Consider the following 23,125-nt stretch of genomic DNA (forward strand, 5'->3'; position numbering starts at 1 on the left):
ATTTTTAAAATATTTCTATTTTATTTGGCTTACTAACCAATTCTTCTTCAACCTTTGTTTTGTCTTCATGTATTGGAATCGTAAAGCTAAAAGTAGTTCCTTTATTTTCTCCTTCACTGTAAAAAGACAATTCTCCTCCATTTCCCTCAACAATCTTTTTAGCAATATATAATCCGATTCCTGACCCATTAGGGTTCATTTTTAAAGCGTTAGCTCCTCTTGAAAACTTCTGGAAAACTTTATTACGGTCTTCTTCGGATATTCCAGATCCAGTATCTTTTACGTTTATCTTTAAAAAATTATCATCTAGTTCATAAGAAACCGTGATTTTGCCTTCGTATGTATAATTGACAGCGTTGTCTAAAAGATTAGAAATAACATGGGTTATTTTTTGGAAATCACACCAAACTTCAGGAATTTCAAAATTAGGCTTTTCAATTTCTAATTTTAATTTTCTGTCTTTAGCATTTTTCAGTTTCCTCTTTTCCTTTACCATATTGTCTATCAAAGCCGCAATATCGGTTTTTTGCGGCTCCATTTTCATCTTCTCTCCCTCTAGTTTGTAAGCATCCCAAAAAGCAGATACGGTGTTAATAATCCTATCTAATCCAGTTTCAATAACAGGAAGAGCTTTCTCTGGCGTATAATCGCCATCTTTCATCATTGAAAAATAGCCTCTCATTATTGATAACGGGGTATTCAATTGATGATTAACTACTCTTAGAAAATCAGATTTCATATTGAGCAACTCTTGCAAATATTCATTTTTTGTTTCAATGTCTTTTGTTTGTTCATCAACTTTATTTTTTAATGTCTCTCCAAACTCTTGAATTTGTTTGTATTGTCTAGCATTTTCTATCGCAACACCAGCTTGTTTTGATAAAATATCCAACAGCCTTAAATCTTCATTAGTATAAGCATCACCAGAAATCTTTGATCCGAGAACAATAATACCGATTAATTTTTTATTAGCCATAAGAGGCAGACACAATGCAGCTTCTATTTTTTCCATGTGGTCATAGAGTCTAAGAAAACTTTTTTTGTTTTTTTCATCCATTTCACTAGAAAGCATTATTAATTCATCGCTTACTAATGGTTTTTGAATTTTTGTAAGATACTTAGTTAAAAAATTGTCCTGCACTAAAGAAATTCCATTTTTTTCGTTAAATCCAATAACCTTAGCAATTTGATATTTTATCGGTAATGTTTCTTTATTTACCAACAAAACACCAGCCCTATCTAGTTGCATGGTGTTTTTAATAGTATCTACTATTAACCCAACAATCTTATCCAAATCAATGTAATTATTTAATTCGTCAATTAATTTATTTATTGTTTCCTGATAATTATATAATGAAACAAAAAGATATTTATTGGCAAAAACTCTTACTCCCCTATCTACAGCATAAAAAAACCAAGCAAATAATGGAGCCAATATAATACCAAAAGCATATGAAGCACCATTAAAAACCCCGCCAAAAGTATATCCATAAAAACCAATAATAGCGTAAAAAGCAATATAGGTAAAAACAGCAACTACGAAATAAATAAATATTTTCTGAATAACAATTCTAATATCCATTAAACGATATCTGATCATGGCATAAAATAAAATAAAAACATAAAGAGAGGTAACGATGTTTCCAAATGGTAATATTTTTACATCATACCAAAGGAAAAAATTAGTTGCTCCACCCAAAAAACCAATAATGGTTCCCGTTATTATATATTTTATTTGATATTGCCTAAGACTATTTGAGCGTGAATAACTTCTGATTAGTTCAATTAATCCATAACCCACCAATCCTCCATATGCAACTAAAAGGTATACTGTATAGAGCCAACCAGCTTTAGGCCAAAAATTGAAAACCAATATTTTTTCTACATCTTTTATGAATATTGGAGAAAAAGAAAAAACTAGAAATACAAAAGTTATTGCATAGCCAAACCATAAAACTATTTTAGCTTTGAGTTCTTTAATCTCTAAAAACGATAAAACCCAGTGCAAATAAAACACGGGAATAAATATTGAACCAACAGAAAGCAATCTTGTATAGAGTAAAGCGGTATTATAATCAGTTGATATCTGCCATAAAAAATAAAAAATTGACCAAAAGAATACGGCCCCACTTAATAAAACGAATGTATAGTTAGTTATATTTTTACGATTTTTGAAAAATATCAAAGACCCGAGCGTTAAACTCGTAATGGCATTAATTAAAGCTGCTACGGCATAAAAAGTCATATCTCTTTAATTTTATAAAATAACACCTTTACCATTTTTACTTATTGTTTAATTTTTCTTAGCGATTAATAACTCGTGAACTTTCAACGGTTCATAAATTAATCGATAATCTTTAAATCCTGATTTTTCGGCAATATCACTCAAATCTTTTGGATTACGGTAGACCATTGGCCAGTTTATAACCCATTTCAAGAAATGTTGCTCTATATTCGGACAGATATTACAGGTTATCAAATAACCATTTAACTCTAATATCGATCTAATTTTAGTTAATAAAGAAATAGCTTCTTCTTGGCTAATATAATCTAAAAATCCCATCATTTCAACTATTTGCGGTTTAAATTCACGAGATGATTCAATTACGTCGTATATGCTTCCTTTGTGCATTTCTATCTGGTTTTCTACTCCATAATGCTTAGCTAGGTTTTTAGCTCTTTCAAGAGCGTCACCATCTATATCTACAAATTTTGCTTTAATGATTTTATTTTTAGCTTTAGCTTCAGCTATAATTTCAATTACTGATTCTGCTGAACCGCAAGCTAACGATACAAGCCTTATCTCTCCACCGTCATCTACTTTTAAAATAGCTTTTCTTAGTTCGTCTTTAATAAGCTTAAGCCTATTACGAAGACCCTGACAGTTCAATCCAAACCAATAAAACTCATCGATAGCACCCCTGAAAGTCCATTTTTGAGTAAATGGATGATTGTATACTATATCCATTGCCCTCCAGGTTGTTGCATAATCTTTTACTTTTCTACTTTCCTTTCCTAATCCATCAAAGAAAATAGAATTTGTTTTTGGCAAACCAAGTCCAAGTATTTTATAAACCCATTTCTTAATCATCACATAGATAGTAATGAGCCACATGAATGGCAGAGATAAAACATAAGGCCATGAACAATTTTCATATCTATCACACCTAACTGGAAGATTTGGTTTTTTGACAATTTCTATTTCTGAAACTTTAGGAACAGTTGCGATCTCTATCTTAACGGAATCTTTATTATGCATATATCGGTCTTTTAATTTTTATATAAAACTATTATAACAATTTAGCGTTTCTTTGTAAAACAAAAATTAATTCTTAACGTATTTAGAAATATTTAACAAAAATCCACAAGCTATTAATTCTATTATTAAATGAGAACCACCATAACTAATAAATGGTAAAGGAATCCCTGTTAAAGGAACTACCCCTATCATTGCTCCAATATTAAGTAAGGTTTGGATTATAAACCACGATCCAATGCCAATTGCCATTAATCTTAAATATTCGTCATTAAGTTTTTTTCCTAAAGAAGAAGAAGCAACAAAAAAAGCAAAAAATAAAGCAATTAAAACAGCGCAACCAATAAAACCAGTTTCTTCGGCAAAAATAGCAAAGATAGAATCAGAAATTGATTGAGGAACAAAACCAAATTTTTGGACACTTAATCCTAAACCAGAACCAGTTATCCCCCCCGAACCAACCGAGATCAAAGCCTGGTTAATATGATATCCTGCTCCTAATGTATCATTTTCTGGATGGAGAAAAGATGTAATTCTTTGCAATCTATAGGGTTCAGAAATTATTAAACCGATAAATCCTAAAATTGCACTAAAACCAATTATTAATGTTTGCTTAAATGGAGTTCTTGAACAGAAAAACATTATCATCATGGTGGAAAAAAGAACAATTAAGGTTCCCATATCTTTTTGAAAAAATAAAACTCCACAAACTAAAATCAAAAGAATAATAAAAGCAGTAAACTTATTTCTCGCCTTCTCACTATTCAATATAACGGCCAAGTAGATTATACAGGCTAACTTCATTAACTCTGATGGTTGAATGCTCGTAAAACCCAAATTAAGCCATCTAGTGGCACCCAATTGAGTTGTGCTTAGTCCTGGAACAAAAACTAAAAGCGTTAAAATGAAAGAAACGATAAAAATAAGAAAACTCCATTTTTTAATTCCGTATAGAGGAATCTTAAAAGCAACAAAAGCCAGAATCAATCCTGGCAATAATCCCCACAATAATTGGTGAAATAAATAAAAATTGGGATTGTTAGTTAATTTTAAAGACAAAGGAGTCGAAGAGGTAGCCAAAGCTAAAATTCCCATCACAATCAAAAGGATTATTATCACCAAAAGACTTAAATCAAATTTCTTTTTTTCTTTTATCATTTAAAGTCTTTAATGTATTTTTTAAATAAATCTCCTCTTTCTTTGTAATCTCTAAATATTCCGAAACTAGGCGAAGCAGGAGATAAAAGACATATCTTATTCTTAGATGTTATTTGAAAACATTTATTGACCACATCTTTCATGTTATCGAAAATAAAATGTCTTACCTTTTTTTTCTTTTTTTTAATTTCTTTCAAAATCTTTTCTCCTGAACCAGGAAGTAAAATTAAATTCTTAACATTACTTTTGATAATCCTATCAGCTAATTTATCAAATTTAATTCCCCGATCAAAACCTCCAACAATTAAAGTCTCAACATCATATCCCAAAGAATCTAAAGCAAAAATTGTTGCTTCAGGAATTGTAGCAATCGAATCGTCATAGAATCTAATTCCCTTCTTTTCACAAACAAACTCTAATCTATGTTCTGGTCTTTTAAACTTTTTAAAAGCCTTGATAATTTTTTCTTCTTTAATTTTTAATATTTTCGCTACGTTTAAAACTGCTATCAAATTATCAATATGAGTAATCTCTAAAAATCCTTGATTGTCTTTTAAAAATTTAGAAAAATCAATTGGGTTAATTTCAATCTTTTTTGATTTAGCTTTAGCAGACAAATCTTTTATTTCCTTAATCTTAGAATTAAAAATAAAATAATCGTTTTTCTTCTGGTATTTAACAATATTTGTTTTTGCTAAAAAGTATTCTTTAAAATTCTTATAATAATCTAAGTGCTCAGGATAGATATTTAAAAATACTGCTATATGTGGACTTGCTTCTAGGTTCTGCAACTGATGAGAAGATAATTCATAGACAAAAATATCATTCTTTTTAGCACTCAAAAGAAATGATAATGATGGAGTTTCAATATTTCCCACTAGATAAGCTTTGAATCCTGCCTCCTTTAAAACTGAATATATTAAGGAAGAGGTGGTACTTTTGCCTTTGGTTCCAGTTACTCCGATAATCATCCCTGGACAATTATCAAAAAATAATTCTGTCTGTCCCGTTACTTTAGTTTTTTTACTTAGATATTTCTTGATACTAGATAACGATATTCCTGGAGATTTTAAAATAATATCAAAACCTTTAATACTTTTTAAATAATCATCTCCCAAAAATAATTCAATATTTTTATCATTCAATAATTTCCTTGTTTTCAAATCCATTTCTTCACACTTTTTCTTATCCGCAACAAATAATTTCTTTTTAGGAAACTTTTTCCTTAGAAAAACAAAAGAATCGGCACCTTCCCTGCCTATTCCTAAAATTAAAACCTTTTTCTTTTCTAAAGAGTTAATTTTCATTAGATATAATTTAACATATTTAAAGTATAAAAAAAAGACCTGTTTGTTATTTTATTGCGATCTGAATTGTTTCATAGTCTACGATCTCATCAAAGTACTCGAGACAAGGACGATGATCGAATAATCTATGACCGCAAGTAAAATGACGAACCCGGTCCGTCTCTACTGGACAAGCTGATTTTACTGATACCTTTTTGTCTTTTGTGGCAACAAGGTAGTAATAAAAATCATTCTTTGGAAGACCAATCTTCTTCAAAAATGAGCTTCCCGGTAGCATTTGCCGAATGCACGGCACCATGAATAGTGGCGCGTATCTCCAACTACATCCAAGATGAGGACCTCCGGCAAGAATAACAGTCGGACTTCCTTTTATGCCAATCTTTTCGATGGCATATCTACCAACAAGATTCCCCATGCTGTACAGAATGAGAAAATCTTCATTAGTAAGAGTCTTGATTGTTGAATAAGCTTGTTCGGCAAATCTTTCAATTGTCTGCGCATGCCATAATCTTTTGGCAATTCCTTTATAGGGCATATGCTCTACAGGAACCACCTCAAGATTTAACTCTTCGAGTTTGGCAAAAAGCTTTCCGGCGACATCTTCAATGTTTCTTCCAGAAAAACCCTCTATAACAACAGCCTTTCTTTTTGTCATTTAAACCACAACTGACTCCCAAAAAAATTTCAATGTATATTAATACTATACAATGTTATTGTCTATATGTCAAATACAATTATCCCCGTATTTCCAACCTAGAGACCTGTTTGATCTTTAAAATACTCCGGAATAAAGTTCTTTTTATTCCAATAATCCATTACCTCTAAAGACATAGTCTCCCAGTCTTTGTGTTTGGGTAAAATTTCTTTTTCAAAATATTTCAACAAGGTTGGTCTCTCAGGATTTTTTTTGTATGCCAAATACATTGCAACCAAGGCTTCTTTTCTAGTTCCCACACATTCAAAAGGCTTAACCTCCTTTTCCCCTATTAATTCTTTTAAGATTGGTATTAATTCTTTTTTTCCAAACAAATCTTCATTGAAGATAGAAAGTAATTCTTCTTCGGGAAGAAAAGGATAAAGAATCATATAGACAAACAAGCATTTAGAACACTCACCGCACCACTTCCCTGTTTTCTTTTTTGTTCCTGAATATGTTTTCTGCGATTCATTGCAACTCAAAAATATTGGAAAGTAATTCTTCATATATGAAAAGATGCGAGCAATCTGCAACTCATACATTAGTCTTAAAATGCTGAAATACTCCAAACTCTCAACTAAATAATCAGAATAATATTTCCTGAATTTCTTTTCAAAATCATAAGTTTTAGAATACTGATGATTTATCTCTCGTCCCAGCCATTTAACATTTCCTTCATTAGAACTATCTTCATTGGAAAAAACAATATACTTTTTATTAAATAAAACAGAAACTAAAACAGTCAAAAAGGACAAATAAGCTATAAAAGGAGTGTGTCCATTCAAATATCCCTGCCTATTTAATTCCAATAGTCTGTCTTCAATCTTTCTTTCGCAAACGATCATCTTGCTATACCCAGAAGCCTTAAACATTTCTTGAATATTAGAATTAGGATTCAACGCAAAACAATCAACTTCTTTTTTAAATTTCTTCATTAATTCTAAAGTTACCGCTGAATCTTTACCTCCCCCAATCGGAATCAAAATTCCATTCTTAGTTACCTTTCCTTTTTTGGTTAAAAGTTTTCCCTCGGAAACAATTTCTATAAAATCAGGAACAGTAAAATCAATTTTGTTTTCATAGAAAAACTGACCCATTCCATTTAATAAAATATCCTTAAACCAATCAATCTGCTTTTTGTCTAACTTACCAGCTTTAACAATTATCTTTTTTGAACAAGTTGCTTTCCAATAGGAAAACATTTCAATCATTCCCAAATTGAAAACTAAATTATCCAAAACATGCTTATCAATCTTCCTCACTGAAATATCTTTAATAACAACTGACGGATTAAATTCTATTTCTCCATTCTTAAAACAAAAAGAAAGGTGAAAATCATTTCCCCTTAATTCCCAAGCATAACTTTCGTATACGAATTCTGGATATTTTTTTCTTAATTCTTTAAATGTCATTTTAATAATTGAATTGAAACTCCTAATACTGCACAAATAATACTAATAATCCAAAACCTCATCGTAATTTGATAAGATTTCCAGCCAATTGCTTCCAAATGATGATGGATCGGCGTTGATTGCCAAATCTTTTTTCCTCTAAATTTTTTAGAAAGTAGCTGAATAATAACTGAACCCGTTTCAATCACTAATACTCCACAAATAATTGGCAAAACAGCTACCGAATCAGTCAAAAAAGCAATCGCCGTCAAAGTCATAGCTAATCCTAAAATTCCAGTTTCACCCATATAGAATTTAGCCGGAGGAATATTAAACCATAAAAAAGCAAATAAAGTCCCGAGAATCACCATACAAAAGGCTGATAAATCAACTAAACCTTCAGAGAATGCAATAACGGCAAAAGCTCCAAAAATAGAGCTATAAACTCCTCCAGCTAATCCATCTAATCCATCAACTACTCCCGAAGCCCAAGAAGCCAAACTGACAATAACGTACAAAAGAATAAAATAAACACCAATATGCCAATCAAATCCATGCGGAAAATCTCCCAATAAAGGAATATGTATAAAGTCCCATCCTAGCTTATAATACATCCAAGATCCTCCCACTAAACCAATAATAGTTACTAACAATAATCTTGTCTTAAATTTTAATCCCCCACCAATATACTTTCCTTTTCCGTAAACAACAGAGATATCATCTATTAATCCAATCAAAGAGGCAGTAACTAAAGCAAATAAAGGAATCCAAGTTTCTTCACGAGACAAAAAATTAAATTTATCTATCCACCAAACATCAAAAATTTTACCAGCTAAAAAAACAATTCCTAACAATATTAATACTGTTGCCCAAATGATTATTCCACCCCCACGAGGAGTATTTACTTCTTTTTCCTTGTGAAAAGCTAAAAAAACTGATGCCTCTTGTCCATCAATTGTTTTTTCTCTCGGTTTCTTTTTCCAAAATTCTATTTTGTATAAAAAAGTAATCAAAAATCCAGCTACGATTACGGCAATAATCGAAGCCGTGAAAGCTAGAGACATTATTTTTATCGCATTAAAAGTAAATAAAGACATAGTTTACCAAATAAATGAAGTATGAAGCCATTCTTCTAATTTTCTAGCTTCTTTAAACCTATCATCTGCCCCAGTAATTACATTAATAATGTAACCCGAATTAACAGCTGAATAGTTGTTCAATATTAATATAATACACCCGTTAGCCTCTTTTGTATATCCTGTTTTACCCCAAAGATATCCTGCATTTTCTTTCAAAAGAATATTGGTGTTTTCTAAGTTATGAACAACTCCGCTACTACTAACAATCTTTTTTTCCGATAAAGATAATATTTGAGGTATCAAAGATTGATTCTTGAGAATATATACGACTAATTTCTCTAAATCTTCCGGGGTTGAAACATTGGTTTCTAATAATTCCTTCGCTGAATCATCAGTAAAGATATCTAGTCCGGTTGGATTATAAAATCTGGTATTTGTCATACCTATCTCACTGGCTTTTTTATTCATTCTGTAAATAAATTCTGTACGACCCATTTTTTCAGCTAAAGCCTCAGCCCCATCATTACTTGATTCAATCAAGGTAACATATAATAAATCTCTAACTGTTATTTTTTCATTAACCTTTAATCCCCCCATAGTCCCATTAGTTGAAACAGCAAAAGAACTGATATCTACTAAATCATCTAAATTATAATTCTCTAAAGAAACAACCGCGGTCATTAATTTAGTTAAAGAAGCTATTGGTATCACTTCGCTACTCTTCTTTTCTGCTAAAACAATTTCTTTGTTTTCATCTAAATTAAAAAAAACTGACAAAAAATTATTGGAATTCAAATACAAATCAGCAATCTTTTCTTTACTTAATGGTCTCAATAAAGAACTATCGGTTTGTTTTAAAAAAAACAAATTAGACGTTTTGTTCAAAACATCTTTAGAATAATAATTGATTATAAAAAACAATAAAAATAGAAAAAAAAGACTTAATAAAAAGAATATATTTTCTCTCTTCATGCACTTTAAGGAATTAATCTTTTAACGTCTCTAGGGAATAAAATGGCTTCTTTTATACTTTCTAAATTTAACATCTGTTTTATAATTCTTTCTGAGCCCATTCCCCATCCTCCGTGCGGAGGAATAGCATATTTAAAAACATCTAAATAAAATTCCATTCCTTTGGGCTTAATGCCCTTCTTCTTCATATTAGCCATCAAATCCTCGTATTTGTGTATTCTCTGCCCTCCTGTCGCAATTTCAAGTCCCTTATAAAGTAAATCGAAACCGCAAGTCTCTTCTGGATTTATTGGGTCAGGCATAGTATAAAAAGGTCGATCGCTCCAAGGATAGTGAGTTATAAAAATAAAATCTGAATTGAATTTTTCTTTAGCATACTTCCCTGCCAATTCTTCGCCTTTAGGATCAATATCTGTTCCTTCGGAAACTTCATGCCCGTATTCTTCTTTAATTATCTTCTTGATTTCTGAAAGTTTAATACAAGGAATTTCATCAGGAACTTTTGACAATTCAATATTGTATAAATCTAAATAAGGCTTTCCTTCTTTTTCTAATTCCAAAAACATTTGTTTTAAAACTTTATTCAATGTTTTTGCAACATCGTAAAAGTTGGAAATGAAACCCATTTCAGCATCAAGTCCGATATATTCATTAACGTGTCTGGTTGTAAAGTGAGGCTCAGCTCTAAAGACAGAACCAACCTCAAAAACTCTTTCTAGTACTCCAACCATGATTTGTTTATAAAATTGAGGACTTTGAGCCAATGTTGCTTCTTTATCAAAATACTTTACTTTAAAAAAATTAGCACCTCCTTCGGTGGCTGTTCCTAATATTTTTGGAGTTTTAATTTCGGTAAAGTCGTCTTCTCTCATCACTCTCTCATAACTCTTTAATAAAAGATCATATAATTTAAAAATAGCTTGAACTTTAGGGTGCCTTAATGACAAGGGACGATAGTCTAATAGTGTTGTTAAGTTTAAATTAATATCTTCTTTACTCAAGTCAATTGGTAAATCTTCAATGTTTTCAGAAACAACTTCTAATTTTTCTCCTTTAATTTCAAATCCACTCTTAGCTCTAACATCTTTTTTAACTAACCCTGTAATTACAACCGCATCTCCTGTTTTAACTTCAATGCTTTTATCAACAACAACCTGTATTGTTCCAGTGTAATCTTGAACTATTAAAAATACTATATTCCCTAGATTTCTAATATTAAAAACTCGGCCCTTAATCACCGCCTGTTTATTCTCGTATTCAGATATTTTTCCTATTAAAGCTCTTTCCATGTTTATTTATTTAATTTTTCTTCTAATTCTCTTATTCTATCCTTTAATTCAACCATTTTATTTTCTCTATTTACAAAAACATCGCTAAACTGCTCTAATTCAACTAACTTTTCTTCTAACTGCTTGGTTTTTCTTTCTAATTCCCTAGTTCTATCACTTACTACTTTTTCCAAACTATCGTTTAGTCCTTGCAATTCGCGCGTTCTTTCTTTTACTCTTCTTTCCAAGATAATATTAGCCTCTTCAGATGATTCTTTCGCTTCTCTTAATTGAGCATTGGTCTTTTCTAACTCCTTAGTCCTATCTTCTATTGTTTCTTTAAAAATAATCTTCTCCTCATTTAATTGATGAGTATACTTTAAAGTAAGGAAAGACAAAACACAAATTAAAATAAAAATAACAGACTTTTCAATAAAAGTTACCTCTAAATCTGGAAAAATTAACAATGATGAAAGTAAGGTCAAAAGTGTTGCTACTAATATATCGGTTGTAATCATTGAAGCTAGAGGATTCTTTTCTATCAGGACATATGCCATTATAAGAGCATAAATAGGAATAGTCAAATAAAATAAAGGATAGATATTAATTCCATAAATGGGAAGAAAGTCAATAAAAACAAGGCCAAAAATAGCAATCCCTAAAAGAAGATAGAGAATCGTGTCTTTTTTAATGCTTTCATCGGTTCTATCTTGCCAAGCCTTAAAAAGATTATACAAGGACATCGACAACAAGAAAATTATAAAAAAAGAAAAGGCGTAATGGATAATACTCGCTATACTCCAATTACCCCATTTGTAAAAAAATACTCCATTAATAACTGAATTAACATCGACTACAAAGATTAAAAATAAAGAAAATGCATAAGAGAAATACAATATAATCTTCTGACTTTTTATTTTACAAAATTCAATTGTAAAATGATACAAAAAAGTTGGAATTAAAAATACAGCCAAAACAAATACTTTATTTAATAATACGCTTTGATTTACTATACCCCAAGCATTTCCCTGCCAAACAATAAAAGTTCCGAAAGCCCACATAAATTGAGCTAAACTCATAAGGAAGAATAAAAAATTTACTTTTCCTCTATTTTTAAAAAATATAAAAGTTCCAACTAATAAAATAAAAATACTACTTGGAATAATTAAATATATTGAAAGTGGTGTGTCTATCATTGATTTAACAATTCTTTTATTCTTGTTACTATTTCCTTGGGATCGTGATTAGATTTTATTAAATAATCCTTAGCTCCATTTTCGAAAGCCTGAGCTCTAGTCTGATTATCATCAAAATTAGTAAGGACTAAGACGGGAATTAATTTTAAATTATCTATCTTTTTAATTTTAATTAAATAATTGACTCCGCTTTCTTTGGGTAGAAGCATATCTAAAACAACTAAGTCTGGTATTTGCTTTTTTGCCAATTCAATAGCTTCATCAACCTCAATTGCTGAAATAACTTCAAATCCCTCTTTGCTAAGTTTGAACTTATACATGTCAGAAAGAATTTTCTCGTCCTCAATAATAAGAATCCTTTTCATTTTTTTCTTTTTTACCTTTTATAAAATAAAAAGAAGATTACTCTTCTTTGTCTCCACCTAAAACACACCATAAAATAAGTGTAATAACAGATAAAACTATAAATATTGTCCAAAGTGTTTCCATATACATATATTATACTTGATATGGCATTATTTTCAAGAGAAAACTACTTATTTATTAATTTAATAACTTCTCCGTGTATAATTTTATTTGTTGCAATTATTTCTGGATTAAAAATATTCCATTTGTTTCCTTTAGCATCAGTGATTACCCCACCGGCTTTTTCTATTATTAAAACCACAGCAGTAACATCCCAAGGCTTAACTCCAGAATGAATATAGGCATCTATTTTTCCTTCCGCAAGGCTCGCTAAATCAGATGAAGCACTACCCAGTGATTTGATTTGTCTAAAAGAAGCATTAATATTGTTTAACCATTTAACAACATCTTTTCTTTTTTCTAAGTCCCAAGACCAATCACAAGCAATCGTTGCTTCTTTTAACTTACTAATAGAAGAAACAGAAATAGGTTTCTTATTTAAAAATGCTCCGTCTTCGTCTATTTGAGCAGAATACAATTTATCTGAGATAGGAAGATAAACAACTCCTAATACTGGCTGACCTTTACTTACTAATGCTATTGAAATAGCAAAATTAGAATTTTTTCTGGAAAAATTAGTTGTCCCGTCTAAGGGATCTATAACCCAAAGATTATCTTTATTTTTGAATAAAACATAATCATTCGGAGCAGTTTCTTCTGTTAAAAATTCTATTTGCGGATATATTTCTTTTAATTTCTTAATCAAAAAAGAATCCACTTCCCTATCTGCTTCGGTGGTAAAATCAACTCCTTCTTTTTGATAAGAAACTAAATCATTAGAATAGAAATATTTTTTAAGGATTTCTCCTGCTTCTAATATGACGCTGATAAGATTTTCTTTAATACTATTTAATTCCATATTAAGAACAAATTCTATTCTTATCCTTAAAGTCCTGACTTAAATCATAGATGTTCCCTGCTCCCATAAATATTATTACTTCTCCTCCTTTAAGTTTATCAAATAATTCTTCATTAGAAGTATAGATGGCATTCGGCACAGCAGCTGCTAATTTCTCTGAACTAACCTTTTCTTTTAAATCACCTCCTTCCCTTCCTGCTACATCATAAATGTCAATCAAGAACAGCTTATCAACTAGTTTTGTATTAATGATTTCTTTGAAAACTTTAACAAAATCATCGAATAGTAAAAAGGTTCTCTGATATTGATGCGGTTGAAAAACACAATAGATAATTTTATTCGGATATTTCTGTCTCGCTCCTTTTAGGGTCGCTAGTATCTCTGTTGGATGGTGTCCATAGTCATCAATCAAAACAAAACCAGGAAACTGTGTTTCTTCAAATCTCCTCCACGCACCCATATATTTAGATAAAGCACTAAAAGATATTTCGTCTGGTATTTTTAATATTCTAGCTACCTTTAGAGCCGCTAAAGCATCTAATATATTGTGATCGCCTGGAATCTTGATTATTTCTCTTAATTTTCTGACACATCTTTCTTCCTTTAAAGAAAATTCAATTGTATTTTTATCAAATTGTATTTCCGTTTCTTTTTGCTTAACTAAAATACCATTATCACCCAAGTGAGAAACAAATTCATTAAAAGCTTTTTTAATATTCTCTATATTCGTATAGTAATCAAGATGGTCTTCTTCAATATTTAATACAACGGCTATCTTTGGCCAATAGTTTAAAAAAGATTCTTCGTGCTCGCAAGCCTCTATTACTAAATAATTAGATTTGCCCATTCTGAAATTAGAATCTCCAAATTCTTTCAATTTAGTTCCGACAACAACAGTCGGATCAAATCCGGCTTCAATCAAAATTAACGCAATCATTGCGGTCGTAGTGCTTTTTCCATGAGTTCCAGAAACAGCGATGGTAAAATAATTTTTAGTTAATTCTCCTAGGGCTTGAGGATAGCTTAAAATCTTAATCCCTTTTAATTCCGCCTCAACTATTTCTGGATTGCTTTCTTTTACAGCTGGACTATGAATAACCAAATCATACTCTTTGATATTTTCTGCTACGTTGGGACCAATAACAATCTTTGCTCCTTTTTTGATAAGGTCATCGGTAATTGAAGACGAAGCAACGTCAGAACCAGAAACCTCGTTTCCTTTTTCCAAATAGTATTGTGCTAATGCAGAAACTCCTATTCCTCCGATGCCAATAAAATGTATTTTCATATTATTTTAATGGAATTGATTTTAATATTGCATAATCAGCTCCTCCTCTTCCTAAATTACTTTCCATAATCTCAATTGAATTTACAGGAAAAGACAAGGAAATGTCTTTAAAAATATCTGGTCTCTCTTCTGGTTCGATTCTATTAAACTGCCACTGGATTACTTTGCCCAAAGTGATGTGTGGAGTAAATCCATTTTCTGGCTTTCTAACATTAAATAATTCTTTTTCTAAATCGGCTTGTAAATTTTCCAATTCTATTGATTTTTCTCCTCTTGCCCAAATCATTTTCGGAGAATCTTCTTTGGGTCCATAAGAAATACTCTTTAAGTCAACCACGAAAGAACCATGATTTTCAGCTATCTTTTCAATTGTATTAAACATCGGAACCAATTCCTCTATTTCAATATATCCTATAAAAAACAAAGTAATATGTAGATTGTACTTCTTACTCCATTTAATCGGACAAAAATCGTTAAAATTAGTAAAAGAATGGGCAAGCTCTTCTTGATATTCTACAAGCTTATTTTTAACTTTTTCTGGTAATCCGATACTGATGAATATTCTCTTTTGCATATTTAAAGAATATCACTTTATGCATTAGTGGGCAATATATAAAAAAAGAAGGAGAAATCTCAAGATTTCTCCGACGGAAACGATTAAGAACTTCTTGATTCGGGAAAGTGAATCGAACATGATCTCCACAGAATGAAATTTCCACTCTGTTGTCTCTGAGACACCGCTCTTCGTCTTTAGACATTTTTTGATACATGCCCAAAGGAAAATTATCTACTACGAGATCAGGAGGAAGCAAGCTGACTCACCTCCTTAAGTGTTTCGGAAGAGATACTCTTTCCGAGTAATGTGATTAATCTTTCTTGCTGATCAGCAGTCGTGCAACAAACCTCAATACGTTTGTACCGATGTTTGATTTGATTCCTTCCTATTTCAATGAAAAGGGGGTCATCCTTCAGTGCTCGAAATGCCCAATCTGGATAAACCAGCTTGGAGAAAGTTCCTTTCTTTTTTTCTTGATCTCTTGTCATCAAACGATCTCCCAAGAATGTTTGAAAATAACTGTTATAAAAGCATCGTATCTAAATTTAAACTCTTTGTCAAAATAAGTATATTGTGTATAATAAAACCATGAAAATAGATTTACACTGCCATACTAAATATTCCTACGATGCTTCTTCGAGTTTAGAAAAAATAATCACCTATGCTAAAGAAGTCGGCCTTGATGGAATAGCGATTACCGACCATGAAAACACTAAAGGCTGGGCCGAAGCAATCAAACTAGGAAAAAAACACAATTTCCTTATTATTCTTGGAGAAGAAATGAAAACAACCAAAGGAGATGTTTTGGGATTATTCTTAAAACAACAAATTGACGGATACAAAAAAGACCCAAGATGGGTCATGGAAGAGATAAAGAAGCAAGGAGGATTAGTAATTATTCCCCATCCTTTTCATGGAGCTGAAGGATTCAAAGACGATATTACTAAATATCTTGATTTGGTTGATGCGATTGAAGTCTTCAACGGAAGAAAGCCAGGAACTAGTCCTGACACCAAAGCAATGGAATTTGCAAAACAATACAATCTAGGAATGACTGCTGGCGGTGATTCCCATTATTATAAAGCTATTGGCTATACATACACTGAATTCAATGGAACCACAGAAGAAGATTTAAAGCAATCTATATTAAATAAGCAAACAAAAATCAATGGGAAAAAATCTCCATTGATTTATATCATTACTCCTTTACTATCTAAAATAGGAATTCTAAAAAAATAGACGTAACCCTGTGCGGATTACGTCATTTATTTACCTTGAATCATTTAATTATCGAAAAAGTCGATAACGTCTTTTAAGGAAGAAAATATTCCATCGGCCTTGGAAAAGTTTTGTTTGACTGAATACTCGTTCGGAATAGCGAAACAATGTATTCCAGCACCCTTTGCTGCTTCTAACCCGTACTCAGTATCTTCAATTGCCCAGCATTGATCAGGCCTAAGCCCGAGCTTCTCTGTGGCAAGAATATATGTATCTGGCCAAGGCTTACTTCTTGCAACATCATTGCCAGCTACGAAGTTTGGGAAATACTTTAAGAAGTCGTTCATCATTAATTTCATTGCGACTTCTTCCCTGTCTCCGCCCGAACAAAGCATCACCCTGAACTGATGGTTAGCAATAAAGTGCTCGACTATCTCCCGAGCATATGGCAGTAGAGGCATAGCTTTTTCGCTAAACCATTTTTCGAGTAGCTTTTTCTTTTTCTCCCAGAGATATCCTATCTCAACATTGAGATTGAAATCCCTGATCAATTCCTGATCGATTTGTTTACCGCTTTTACCAGCGTATCCGAAATAAATTTCCTTGGTGAGTTCAATACCAAACTCTCGTAGTGGTATAACCCATCCTTGCCATTGGTAATACTCACTGTCAAAGAGCACACCATCAAGGTCAACGATAAGACCAATAATGTCTTCTTTCATCATGATTCTCCTTTTCAAACAACAATAATGTTCTGATTACAATTAATCATTAAACCAGAATAAGACTAATATAAACAATTATAGTGTTTTGTCAAACTACTAACCCTTGACATTTTACCAAATATTATTATAATAAATGTAGGAGGAATGTTATGGATCGTTCAGATGCTATATTTATCCCATTAGTAATCATAGCAGGGATATTGACGATAACAGGACTCACCACAAAGAATTATCTTCTTTTATTTATGGTAGTGCTACTCATTTTTATCCCAGCATTTGATGCTTTCGAAAGTATTTCATAAAAACCGGACATGGATAAACCATTATCCGGCTCTTTTTTTATTGAGAAACGTGATATTCGATTATTCTCCGTCAATACCGATATTATTTACTCACCAATATACTACCAATAACAATTAAAGCCGCTCCAGTGACCACCTTAATTCTTGCGTCAGGAGCTGGAAGCTCATGCAATATTGCTATTCCCAAAAAGACTGCAATCAATGTATTTGTATTATAAATAGGAACTAATTTGGCTGCTTCTACTCCAGTAGAAAAAGCCAAAAAGGTAAAAATCATGCCTATTGCCCAAAGGGCACCCGATAAAAATCCTAATATTAAAACTGCAGGAGTAATCATAACTCCTGTTTCTTTTAAAGCTAAAATAACGTAAATGATTATAATTCCCATTATTACAAAACCAGCAGTCTTCATTAAGAAACTTAGATTTTCTGTTTTAATTAAAAAAAATAAAAGAAACACCAACATTATTCCCGCAAACATTAACAATGAAGCATTAGCAGGTTGAATCTTTAAATATTTTTCTGAAGTGACTACTTTTGAAATAACGGCGTAGGTTCCAAAAAAAAGAGAACTAATCAAGCCGTAAATTAACCATGTTGGCATATTTTTATTAATTTAATTATTAAAAAATTCAACCACCTCTTTTAATGAAGAAACAACCTTATCGGCTTTTGAAAAGTCTTGTTTTTCTGAATATTCATTAGGGATAACAAAACAATTAACGCCAGCTGATTTAGCAGATTGCAATCCATATTGAGTATCTTCGAAGGCTAAACACTCTTCTGGTTTCAATCCTAACTTTTCTGCTGCATATAAATAAATATCGGGCCATGGCTTACTTCTTGCGACATCACTTCCCGCAGCAATAACTGAGAAATACTTAATAAAATCATTCTTTTCTAGTTTTGTGATGATTTCTTCTGTATCTCCTCCTGAACACAATGCGACTTTAAATCGAGAATTGTTTGCAAAATATTCAGCTGCCTCTTTGGCATAAGGCATTAAAGGCATAGCTGCTTCGCTAAACCATTTTCCGATTAAAGGTTGTTTTGCCTTTAAAAGCGTTCCAATTTCAATATTCAAATTAAAATCTTTGATTAATTCTTCATCAATCTGTTTTCCATTCTTTCCTGCGTACTTAAAATACATCTCTTTGGTTAATTCTATCCCATATTCTCTTAATGGTTCAACCCAACCTTGCCATTGATAGTATTCACTATCAAACAACACACCATCTAAATCAAATATTATTCCCTTTATATCTTCTTTGTTCATTTTCTTAATTTTAATATTATACTCCAATAATACATTATGTTTTATTTTAAGGCAATAAAAAAAGGAGAACTTGGTGTCTCCTGCCTATGCTGTTGATTTTATAGGACTTATTGTATAATTTTCTCCGCAAAGGAAATGACCATAGAGTCCTTCCTGTAGATAGCTGGCTAGAATGTGCTTATTGCTATTGACTGAAGATTTTTTGATCTTCTTGTTTGAATCAACGGTCACTACCGGAACGATAATGTCATTGATATCAAGAGCAAAAACTTGTTCTGTTCCACGGTTACCGAAAGTAATTACTCCGGTGCTTCCTGAAAGAATTGCCTTCTTCATTGTTTCATGATCCGTGTGTTTGCAAACCACTACTTCAATGTCTTTCTGACAAGCAAGTTTTTTGATTCCCTCAATTCTCAAATCGTATCCATAGTGGGATTCCTTTTGTCGTAAAACGACCACTCGGGAAATGTCCACTCTTGATACCAACTCCTGGAAAAGTTCCTGGCCCAGAACAAATTCGTCCATTCCTACATAGCCACAAATGTTGGGCAGTGCAGACGCGTATTCCTTGTCCGGAGGAACATTGATTCCGTAGAGATTGATCTCTGGGTAAGCTTTGAGAATGTTGATTATCTTTCCTTTGAAATTCCGTTCTGTTATACAGAAGGAAAGGAATAGATTCTTCTCGTATCCGGGACCAAAGCTGTGCAGTCTGGCAGTTGCCTTCTCGATGAGTTTGATAAGCTCATTGGTATCATCGTAGCTGTCTTCCAGAGATGTTACTTCCAGATGAATTCCCGCATCGTTTGCTTGCTGCTTGGCTTCCTGACAAATCGAAGTCCATACTTCGGAATAGTCTTCGCCAGAATTGGCAAAGTCTTTTGTTCGGGAAGGAGCAATCATGATGTTTCGGCAACCATCGGAAATGAATTTCTCCATCTCTTCGCGAGCCTTGTCATCATTCACTTGCTGGGGTGGATGCTTCATGAAGTAGGAACAGGCGGGCAAAATGGCTCCGCTCAGACCTCGATCAAGAGCAATCCGCAGAATCCTGATAGCATCAATGATACATCCGGCTGAATTAGGAGAGTCTTCTACCGACAGTTTGAGTTCAAGGCTCATCGGAACATCTCCGAATTGATTCCCCTTGATGCTGATATCGGCAATCTTGTTGTCCTTCAGAGCATAGTTATATCCACTTGGTCCAGCATAAAACTTGCTTTTAGACAACCTCTCTCTTAAGAGACATTGAATGGCCTCTCCCTTGGAAATTACCTTTGTGATGTTTCTTATTTTTAGCAACATATTTAAGAAATCTGTGTTGCCACCGATATTATCCTGATAGGTCTCCGTAATACGAATCCCTCTCTTTACAAAAAGATCGACGAGAGAACGGTGGACAATAGTCGATCCCACTTGGGATTTTACATCGTCACCGATACAAGGCAGTCCGGCTTCCTTGAATCTGCTTTCCCAGACATTGTCAGAAACAATGAATATAGGCATGCAGTTGATGAAAGCACAATTTGCCTTGAGTGCGGCTTCCGCATAATACTCGACAGCTTTCTGACTGCCAACCGGGAGGTAACAAATCAATATTTGCGCACCCGATTTGATAAGCTCTGCAGCCACATCAACCGACTCTTCGTCTGAGACGACGAAAGTTTGGTCCGGTGGATAATTAACCATATGAGGAGCAACGCCATCGAGCACTGGGCCCATTTTGACGGTTACTCCTGACAATGGAATATTCGGGCAAAAAACTTTTGTGCAGTTAGGCTTTTCGAAAATAGCCTGACTCACATCTTTGCCGACTTTTCTCTTGTCTACATCAAAGGCAGTCACAACTTCAATGTCTGAAATCGTGTATCCACCAATGGTGTTGTGCATCAAGCCATCCACTACTCGGCTATCATCTTTCACTGTTTTGTAATAGTGAATTCCCTGAAAAAGGGATGAAAAACAGTTTCCGACTCCGATAACCGCGATCTTAATCTTTTTCTTTGCGTTGTTGACATTTTGCATCATAATCAACTCCAATAGTAATCTCAAAATACTGTTACGTTTCCTAGTAATTTAGCTAAGAAACATAATATTATTATACAATATATCTATACTATTTGTCAATATTGACGTAATCCCCAATTTATACCATATTATAACCAGCAACCTTCAACTAAAAGTTTGCTGAGGTGAGTCATGAAACTCAGAGAAGACTTGATCATACTGACTACGCACAGCCGAATTGATCCGGCCCAAAAACATTCTTCAGTCTGGAGGCAAATTGCCGAAGGATTTGGAAATTATGTCGAGTATAATTCTTCAATTTCCTGTCTTATTCACTCTCTTCACGAGAATTACAGCGACATTGAGGAATACCTACAGACGGTACCGAAATCAAAAGCAAAAAATCCAGGAGCGATGGTTCTTCCTCTGACCCCTCAGCAGGGAGAATACGAAGAACGACTTCTCAAAATGCTCGAAGCATATGAAGGGTTCATCGTTGCAATAAACGTCCCTCCGGATATCAATGCAAAGGAGCGACTCAAAAACCTACGTGGATACGTAGGCATGAATGAAGTCGACGCTGGCAAAATGGCAGCAAAAGCGTTACTGTCTCGCTACTCAAAGCCCAGCTGCATTTACGTGCCACGCGATAAGCCTATGCACTACGGATACGACCTGAGAATTGCGGGCATCAAGGATATAGCCAAGCCGGTCAATATCACTGTCTGCGAAATTGACATTAACAATGAGAAAAATTCTCATGTTATCTGTCAAGCAATGGAATCTGCAGTCTTCGTCACTCTCGGTCCAGTCGGAACTTCCTTCGCCCAGAAAGTAAAAAAGGAATTCCCTGAAAAAGTCCTTGGTATCGTCGCCATGGATCTTAACCCAGAGACCGCAGCCGGCATCAGATCGAGAGACATAATCTGTGCTCTCATCCAGCATCCCCGCGAACAAGGAGCAAAAGCTGCCGAGTTGGCAATCAAATTGCTGACCAAGCAAGTAACCGCCCCGTATACCGAAATATTTTGTGGTCCGACTCTGGTCGACCTCAACAATCTCTCGGTCTTCGAATGAACAGCCTTTTATTTGTTCATTCTTTTTTTATACAAAAAACACCCTCTTTCGAGGGTGCTCTCTTTATTGTTTATTTATCGAGATTGCTGAGTGGAATCTTTGAAGCGCAGTAAAGTTTGCTAAAATGGCAATTACCGCCACAACGTAAGTCATATACAAATAGTTAGGATAAATAACTCCTAAAATCAAAGCAATGAAAATTAAAATTAATCTCTCCCCTCTTGATAATAATCCCCCTTTCAGTTCCTGATTAACTAAATCTTTTTCTTTAGCCGCTGCCTTAACATAAGTTGTAACCACTGAACCAAAGATTGCTAGATATACCCAAGCCTGTCCAGGGATTATAAATGTTGGAAGAGCTAAGAAAAACATTCCAAAGAAAATAATACCTTCGACATATCTATCAAAAACAGTATCCAAATATGCTCCAACTTTACTCGACATATTTTTAGCTCTAGCTACCGCTCCATCAATAAAATCCAAACCAGCCGCAACTAAGAAAAATACAATTGCCCAAATTAGATTCTCCTTAATCATGTACCATAATCCAACTAAAGCAAAAATTCCTGAAAGATAGGTGTATTGATTAGGAGTCAATGGTAAAGCACCAAAAATCTTACCAACCAATTTTTCTAAATCTTTAAACCAATGTCTTTTTGTATCTAACATATTTTTAATAATTATTTATTATTTATTAAAACTAAAACAGCTAAAAAGCTGTTATAGTTTCTGTATTAAATTTGAAGAATAGGCTTTCATTGCTTCTAATTCTTTCAATCCTTTTTCAGTAGTTTTGTAGGCCTTCTTGCCAGCATTTCTTTCACGACTAACATATTTATCACTCTTTAATCTAAATAAAACACTTTTAACCATTAACTCATTAGGAAGAAAACCGAACTTCTCGAAAATCAATCTTGAAACATCTTCTTCTTTAACTTCAACTTCCTTACCTAAAGAAAGAATGAATGTCCATAGATTGCCTTCAGTAACTGAATTGATGAATCTTTTGTTTGGTTCCATAGTTTTTT

At 33.0% G+C, this 23,125-nt stretch carries 21 protein-coding genes and 1 pseudogene; 2 read left to right on the forward strand and 20 right to left on the reverse strand.

The annotated features are described in order from the left end of the window. Positions 1–4: 4 nt before the first annotated feature. The 14 genes from PLD14_03020 to thpR all read right to left on the reverse strand — a co-directional run bounded on the left by PLD14_03020 (position 5) and on the right by thpR (position 15,510). Positions 5–2,245 carry an ATP-binding protein gene (locus PLD14_03020; protein ID HPR80169.1) on the reverse strand — a complete coding sequence of 747 codons (2,241 nt, stop codon included), beginning with the start codon at positions 2,243–2,245 and terminating at the stop codon, positions 5–7. Between the two features lie 48 nt (positions 2,246–2,293). After that, positions 2,294–3,259 carry a class I SAM-dependent methyltransferase family protein gene (locus tag PLD14_03025; GenBank protein ID HPR80170.1) on the reverse strand — a complete coding sequence of 322 codons (966 nt, stop codon included), beginning with the start codon at positions 3,257–3,259 and terminating at the stop codon, positions 2,294–2,296. Positions 3,260–3,325: 66 nt separating this feature from the next. Next, positions 3,326–4,414, reverse strand: coding sequence for a putative peptidoglycan glycosyltransferase FtsW (locus PLD14_03030; protein HPR80171.1), 1,089 nt, complete (start codon positions 4,412–4,414; stop codon positions 3,326–3,328). Beyond that, a complete protein-coding gene (gene murD, locus PLD14_03035; protein HPR80172.1) occupies positions 4,411–5,721 on the reverse strand; it encodes a UDP-N-acetylmuramoyl-L-alanine--D-glutamate ligase in 1,311 nt (436 codons plus the stop codon). The genes PLD14_03030 and murD overlap by 4 nt, the downstream gene beginning before the upstream one ends. A gap of 46 nt (positions 5,722–5,767) precedes the next feature. Next, entirely contained in the window at positions 5,768–6,376 is a 609-nt protein-coding gene (locus PLD14_03040) for a hypothetical protein (GenBank protein ID HPR80173.1), read from the reverse strand. A 98-nt stretch (positions 6,377–6,474) separates the two neighbouring features. Next, complete coding sequence (locus tag PLD14_03045; GenBank protein HPR80174.1) at positions 6,475–7,830, reverse strand: hypothetical protein; 1,356 nt, start codon at positions 7,828–7,830, stop codon at positions 6,475–6,477. Next, complete coding sequence (locus PLD14_03050; protein HPR80175.1) at positions 7,827–8,906, reverse strand: hypothetical protein; 1,080 nt, start codon at positions 8,904–8,906, stop codon at positions 7,827–7,829. Before PLD14_03050 ends, PLD14_03045 begins: the two co-directional genes overlap by 4 nt. Before the next feature lie 3 nt (positions 8,907–8,909). After that, positions 8,910–9,860: a serine hydrolase gene (locus tag PLD14_03055; protein ID HPR80176.1), complete on the reverse strand. Its 951-nt coding sequence runs from the start codon at positions 9,858–9,860 to the stop codon at positions 8,910–8,912. 5 nt (positions 9,861–9,865) lie between these two features. After that, a complete protein-coding gene (aspS, locus tag PLD14_03060) occupies positions 9,866–11,149 on the reverse strand; it encodes an aspartate--tRNA(Asn) ligase (GenBank protein HPR80177.1) in 1,284 nt (427 codons plus the stop codon). A 2-nt stretch (positions 11,150–11,151) separates the two neighbouring features. Next, a complete protein-coding gene (locus PLD14_03065) occupies positions 11,152–12,324 on the reverse strand; it encodes a hypothetical protein (protein ID HPR80178.1) in 1,173 nt (390 codons plus the stop codon). Then, positions 12,321–12,689, reverse strand: coding sequence for a response regulator transcription factor (locus tag PLD14_03070; GenBank protein ID HPR80179.1), 369 nt, complete (start codon positions 12,687–12,689; stop codon positions 12,321–12,323). Before PLD14_03070 ends, PLD14_03065 begins: the two co-directional genes overlap by 4 nt. Before the next feature lie 167 nt (positions 12,690–12,856). Then, a complete protein-coding gene (locus tag PLD14_03075) occupies positions 12,857–13,648 on the reverse strand; it encodes an inositol monophosphatase family protein (protein ID HPR80180.1) in 792 nt (263 codons plus the stop codon). 1 nt (position 13,649) lies between these two features. Beyond that, positions 13,650–14,936: a Mur ligase domain-containing protein gene (locus PLD14_03080; protein ID HPR80181.1), complete on the reverse strand. Its 1,287-nt coding sequence runs from the start codon at positions 14,934–14,936 to the stop codon at positions 13,650–13,652. Position 14,937: 1 nt separating this feature from the next. Beyond that, positions 14,938–15,510: an RNA 2',3'-cyclic phosphodiesterase gene (gene thpR, locus PLD14_03085; GenBank protein HPR80182.1), complete on the reverse strand. Its 573-nt coding sequence runs from the start codon at positions 15,508–15,510 to the stop codon at positions 14,938–14,940. Positions 15,511–16,080: 570 nt separating this feature from the next. Here thpR and PLD14_03090 point away from each other — a divergent pair. Continuing rightward, the gene (locus tag PLD14_03090) at positions 16,081–16,731 is read left to right on the forward strand and encodes a PHP domain-containing protein (GenBank protein HPR80183.1); all 651 of its coding nucleotides are present in this window, start codon (positions 16,081–16,083) and stop codon (positions 16,729–16,731) included. Positions 16,732–16,775: 44 nt separating this feature from the next. Here the strand turns inward: PLD14_03090 and PLD14_03095 are convergent, their stop codons facing one another. The 4 genes and pseudogenes from PLD14_03095 to PLD14_03110 all read right to left on the reverse strand — a co-directional run bounded on the left by PLD14_03095 (position 16,776) and on the right by PLD14_03110 (position 21,041). Then, positions 16,776–17,435, reverse strand: coding sequence for an HAD family phosphatase (locus PLD14_03095; protein HPR80184.1), 660 nt, complete (start codon positions 17,433–17,435; stop codon positions 16,776–16,778). Between the two features lie 384 nt (positions 17,436–17,819). Further along, the gene (locus PLD14_03100) at positions 17,820–18,341 is read right to left on the reverse strand and encodes a GRP family sugar transporter (GenBank protein ID HPR80185.1); all 522 of its coding nucleotides are present in this window, start codon (positions 18,339–18,341) and stop codon (positions 17,820–17,822) included. Between the two features lie 12 nt (positions 18,342–18,353). Next, positions 18,354–19,013 carry an HAD family phosphatase gene (locus PLD14_03105; protein ID HPR80186.1) on the reverse strand — a complete coding sequence of 220 codons (660 nt, stop codon included), beginning with the start codon at positions 19,011–19,013 and terminating at the stop codon, positions 18,354–18,356. A 921-nt stretch (positions 19,014–19,934) separates the two neighbouring features. Then, positions 19,935–21,041, reverse strand: a pseudogene (locus tag PLD14_03110) (inositol-3-phosphate synthase). A 171-nt stretch (positions 21,042–21,212) separates the two neighbouring features. On the opposite strand from PLD14_03110, the gene PLD14_03115 reads away from it, so the two are divergent. Next, on the forward strand, positions 21,213–22,097 hold the full coding sequence (locus PLD14_03115) for a substrate-binding domain-containing protein (protein HPR80187.1): 885 nt from the start codon (positions 21,213–21,215) through the stop codon (positions 22,095–22,097). A 63-nt stretch (positions 22,098–22,160) separates the two neighbouring features. On the opposite strand, the gene PLD14_03120 is transcribed toward PLD14_03115, so the two are convergent. Both PLD14_03120 and PLD14_03125 read right to left on the reverse strand, forming a co-directional pair. Further along, complete coding sequence (locus PLD14_03120) at positions 22,161–22,766, reverse strand: CDP-alcohol phosphatidyltransferase family protein (GenBank protein ID HPR80188.1); 606 nt, start codon at positions 22,764–22,766, stop codon at positions 22,161–22,163. A gap of 51 nt (positions 22,767–22,817) precedes the next feature. Next, positions 22,818–23,117 carry a hypothetical protein gene (locus PLD14_03125; GenBank protein ID HPR80189.1) on the reverse strand — a complete coding sequence of 100 codons (300 nt, stop codon included), beginning with the start codon at positions 23,115–23,117 and terminating at the stop codon, positions 22,818–22,820. Between the last annotated feature and the right edge of the window lie 8 nt (positions 23,118–23,125).

Origin of the sequence: Candidatus Pacearchaeota archaeon, from assembly GCA_035404185.1 — a bacterium.
Classification (GTDB): Bacteria; Patescibacteriota; Minisyncoccia; order Minisyncoccales; family Minisyncoccaceae; genus UBA2211.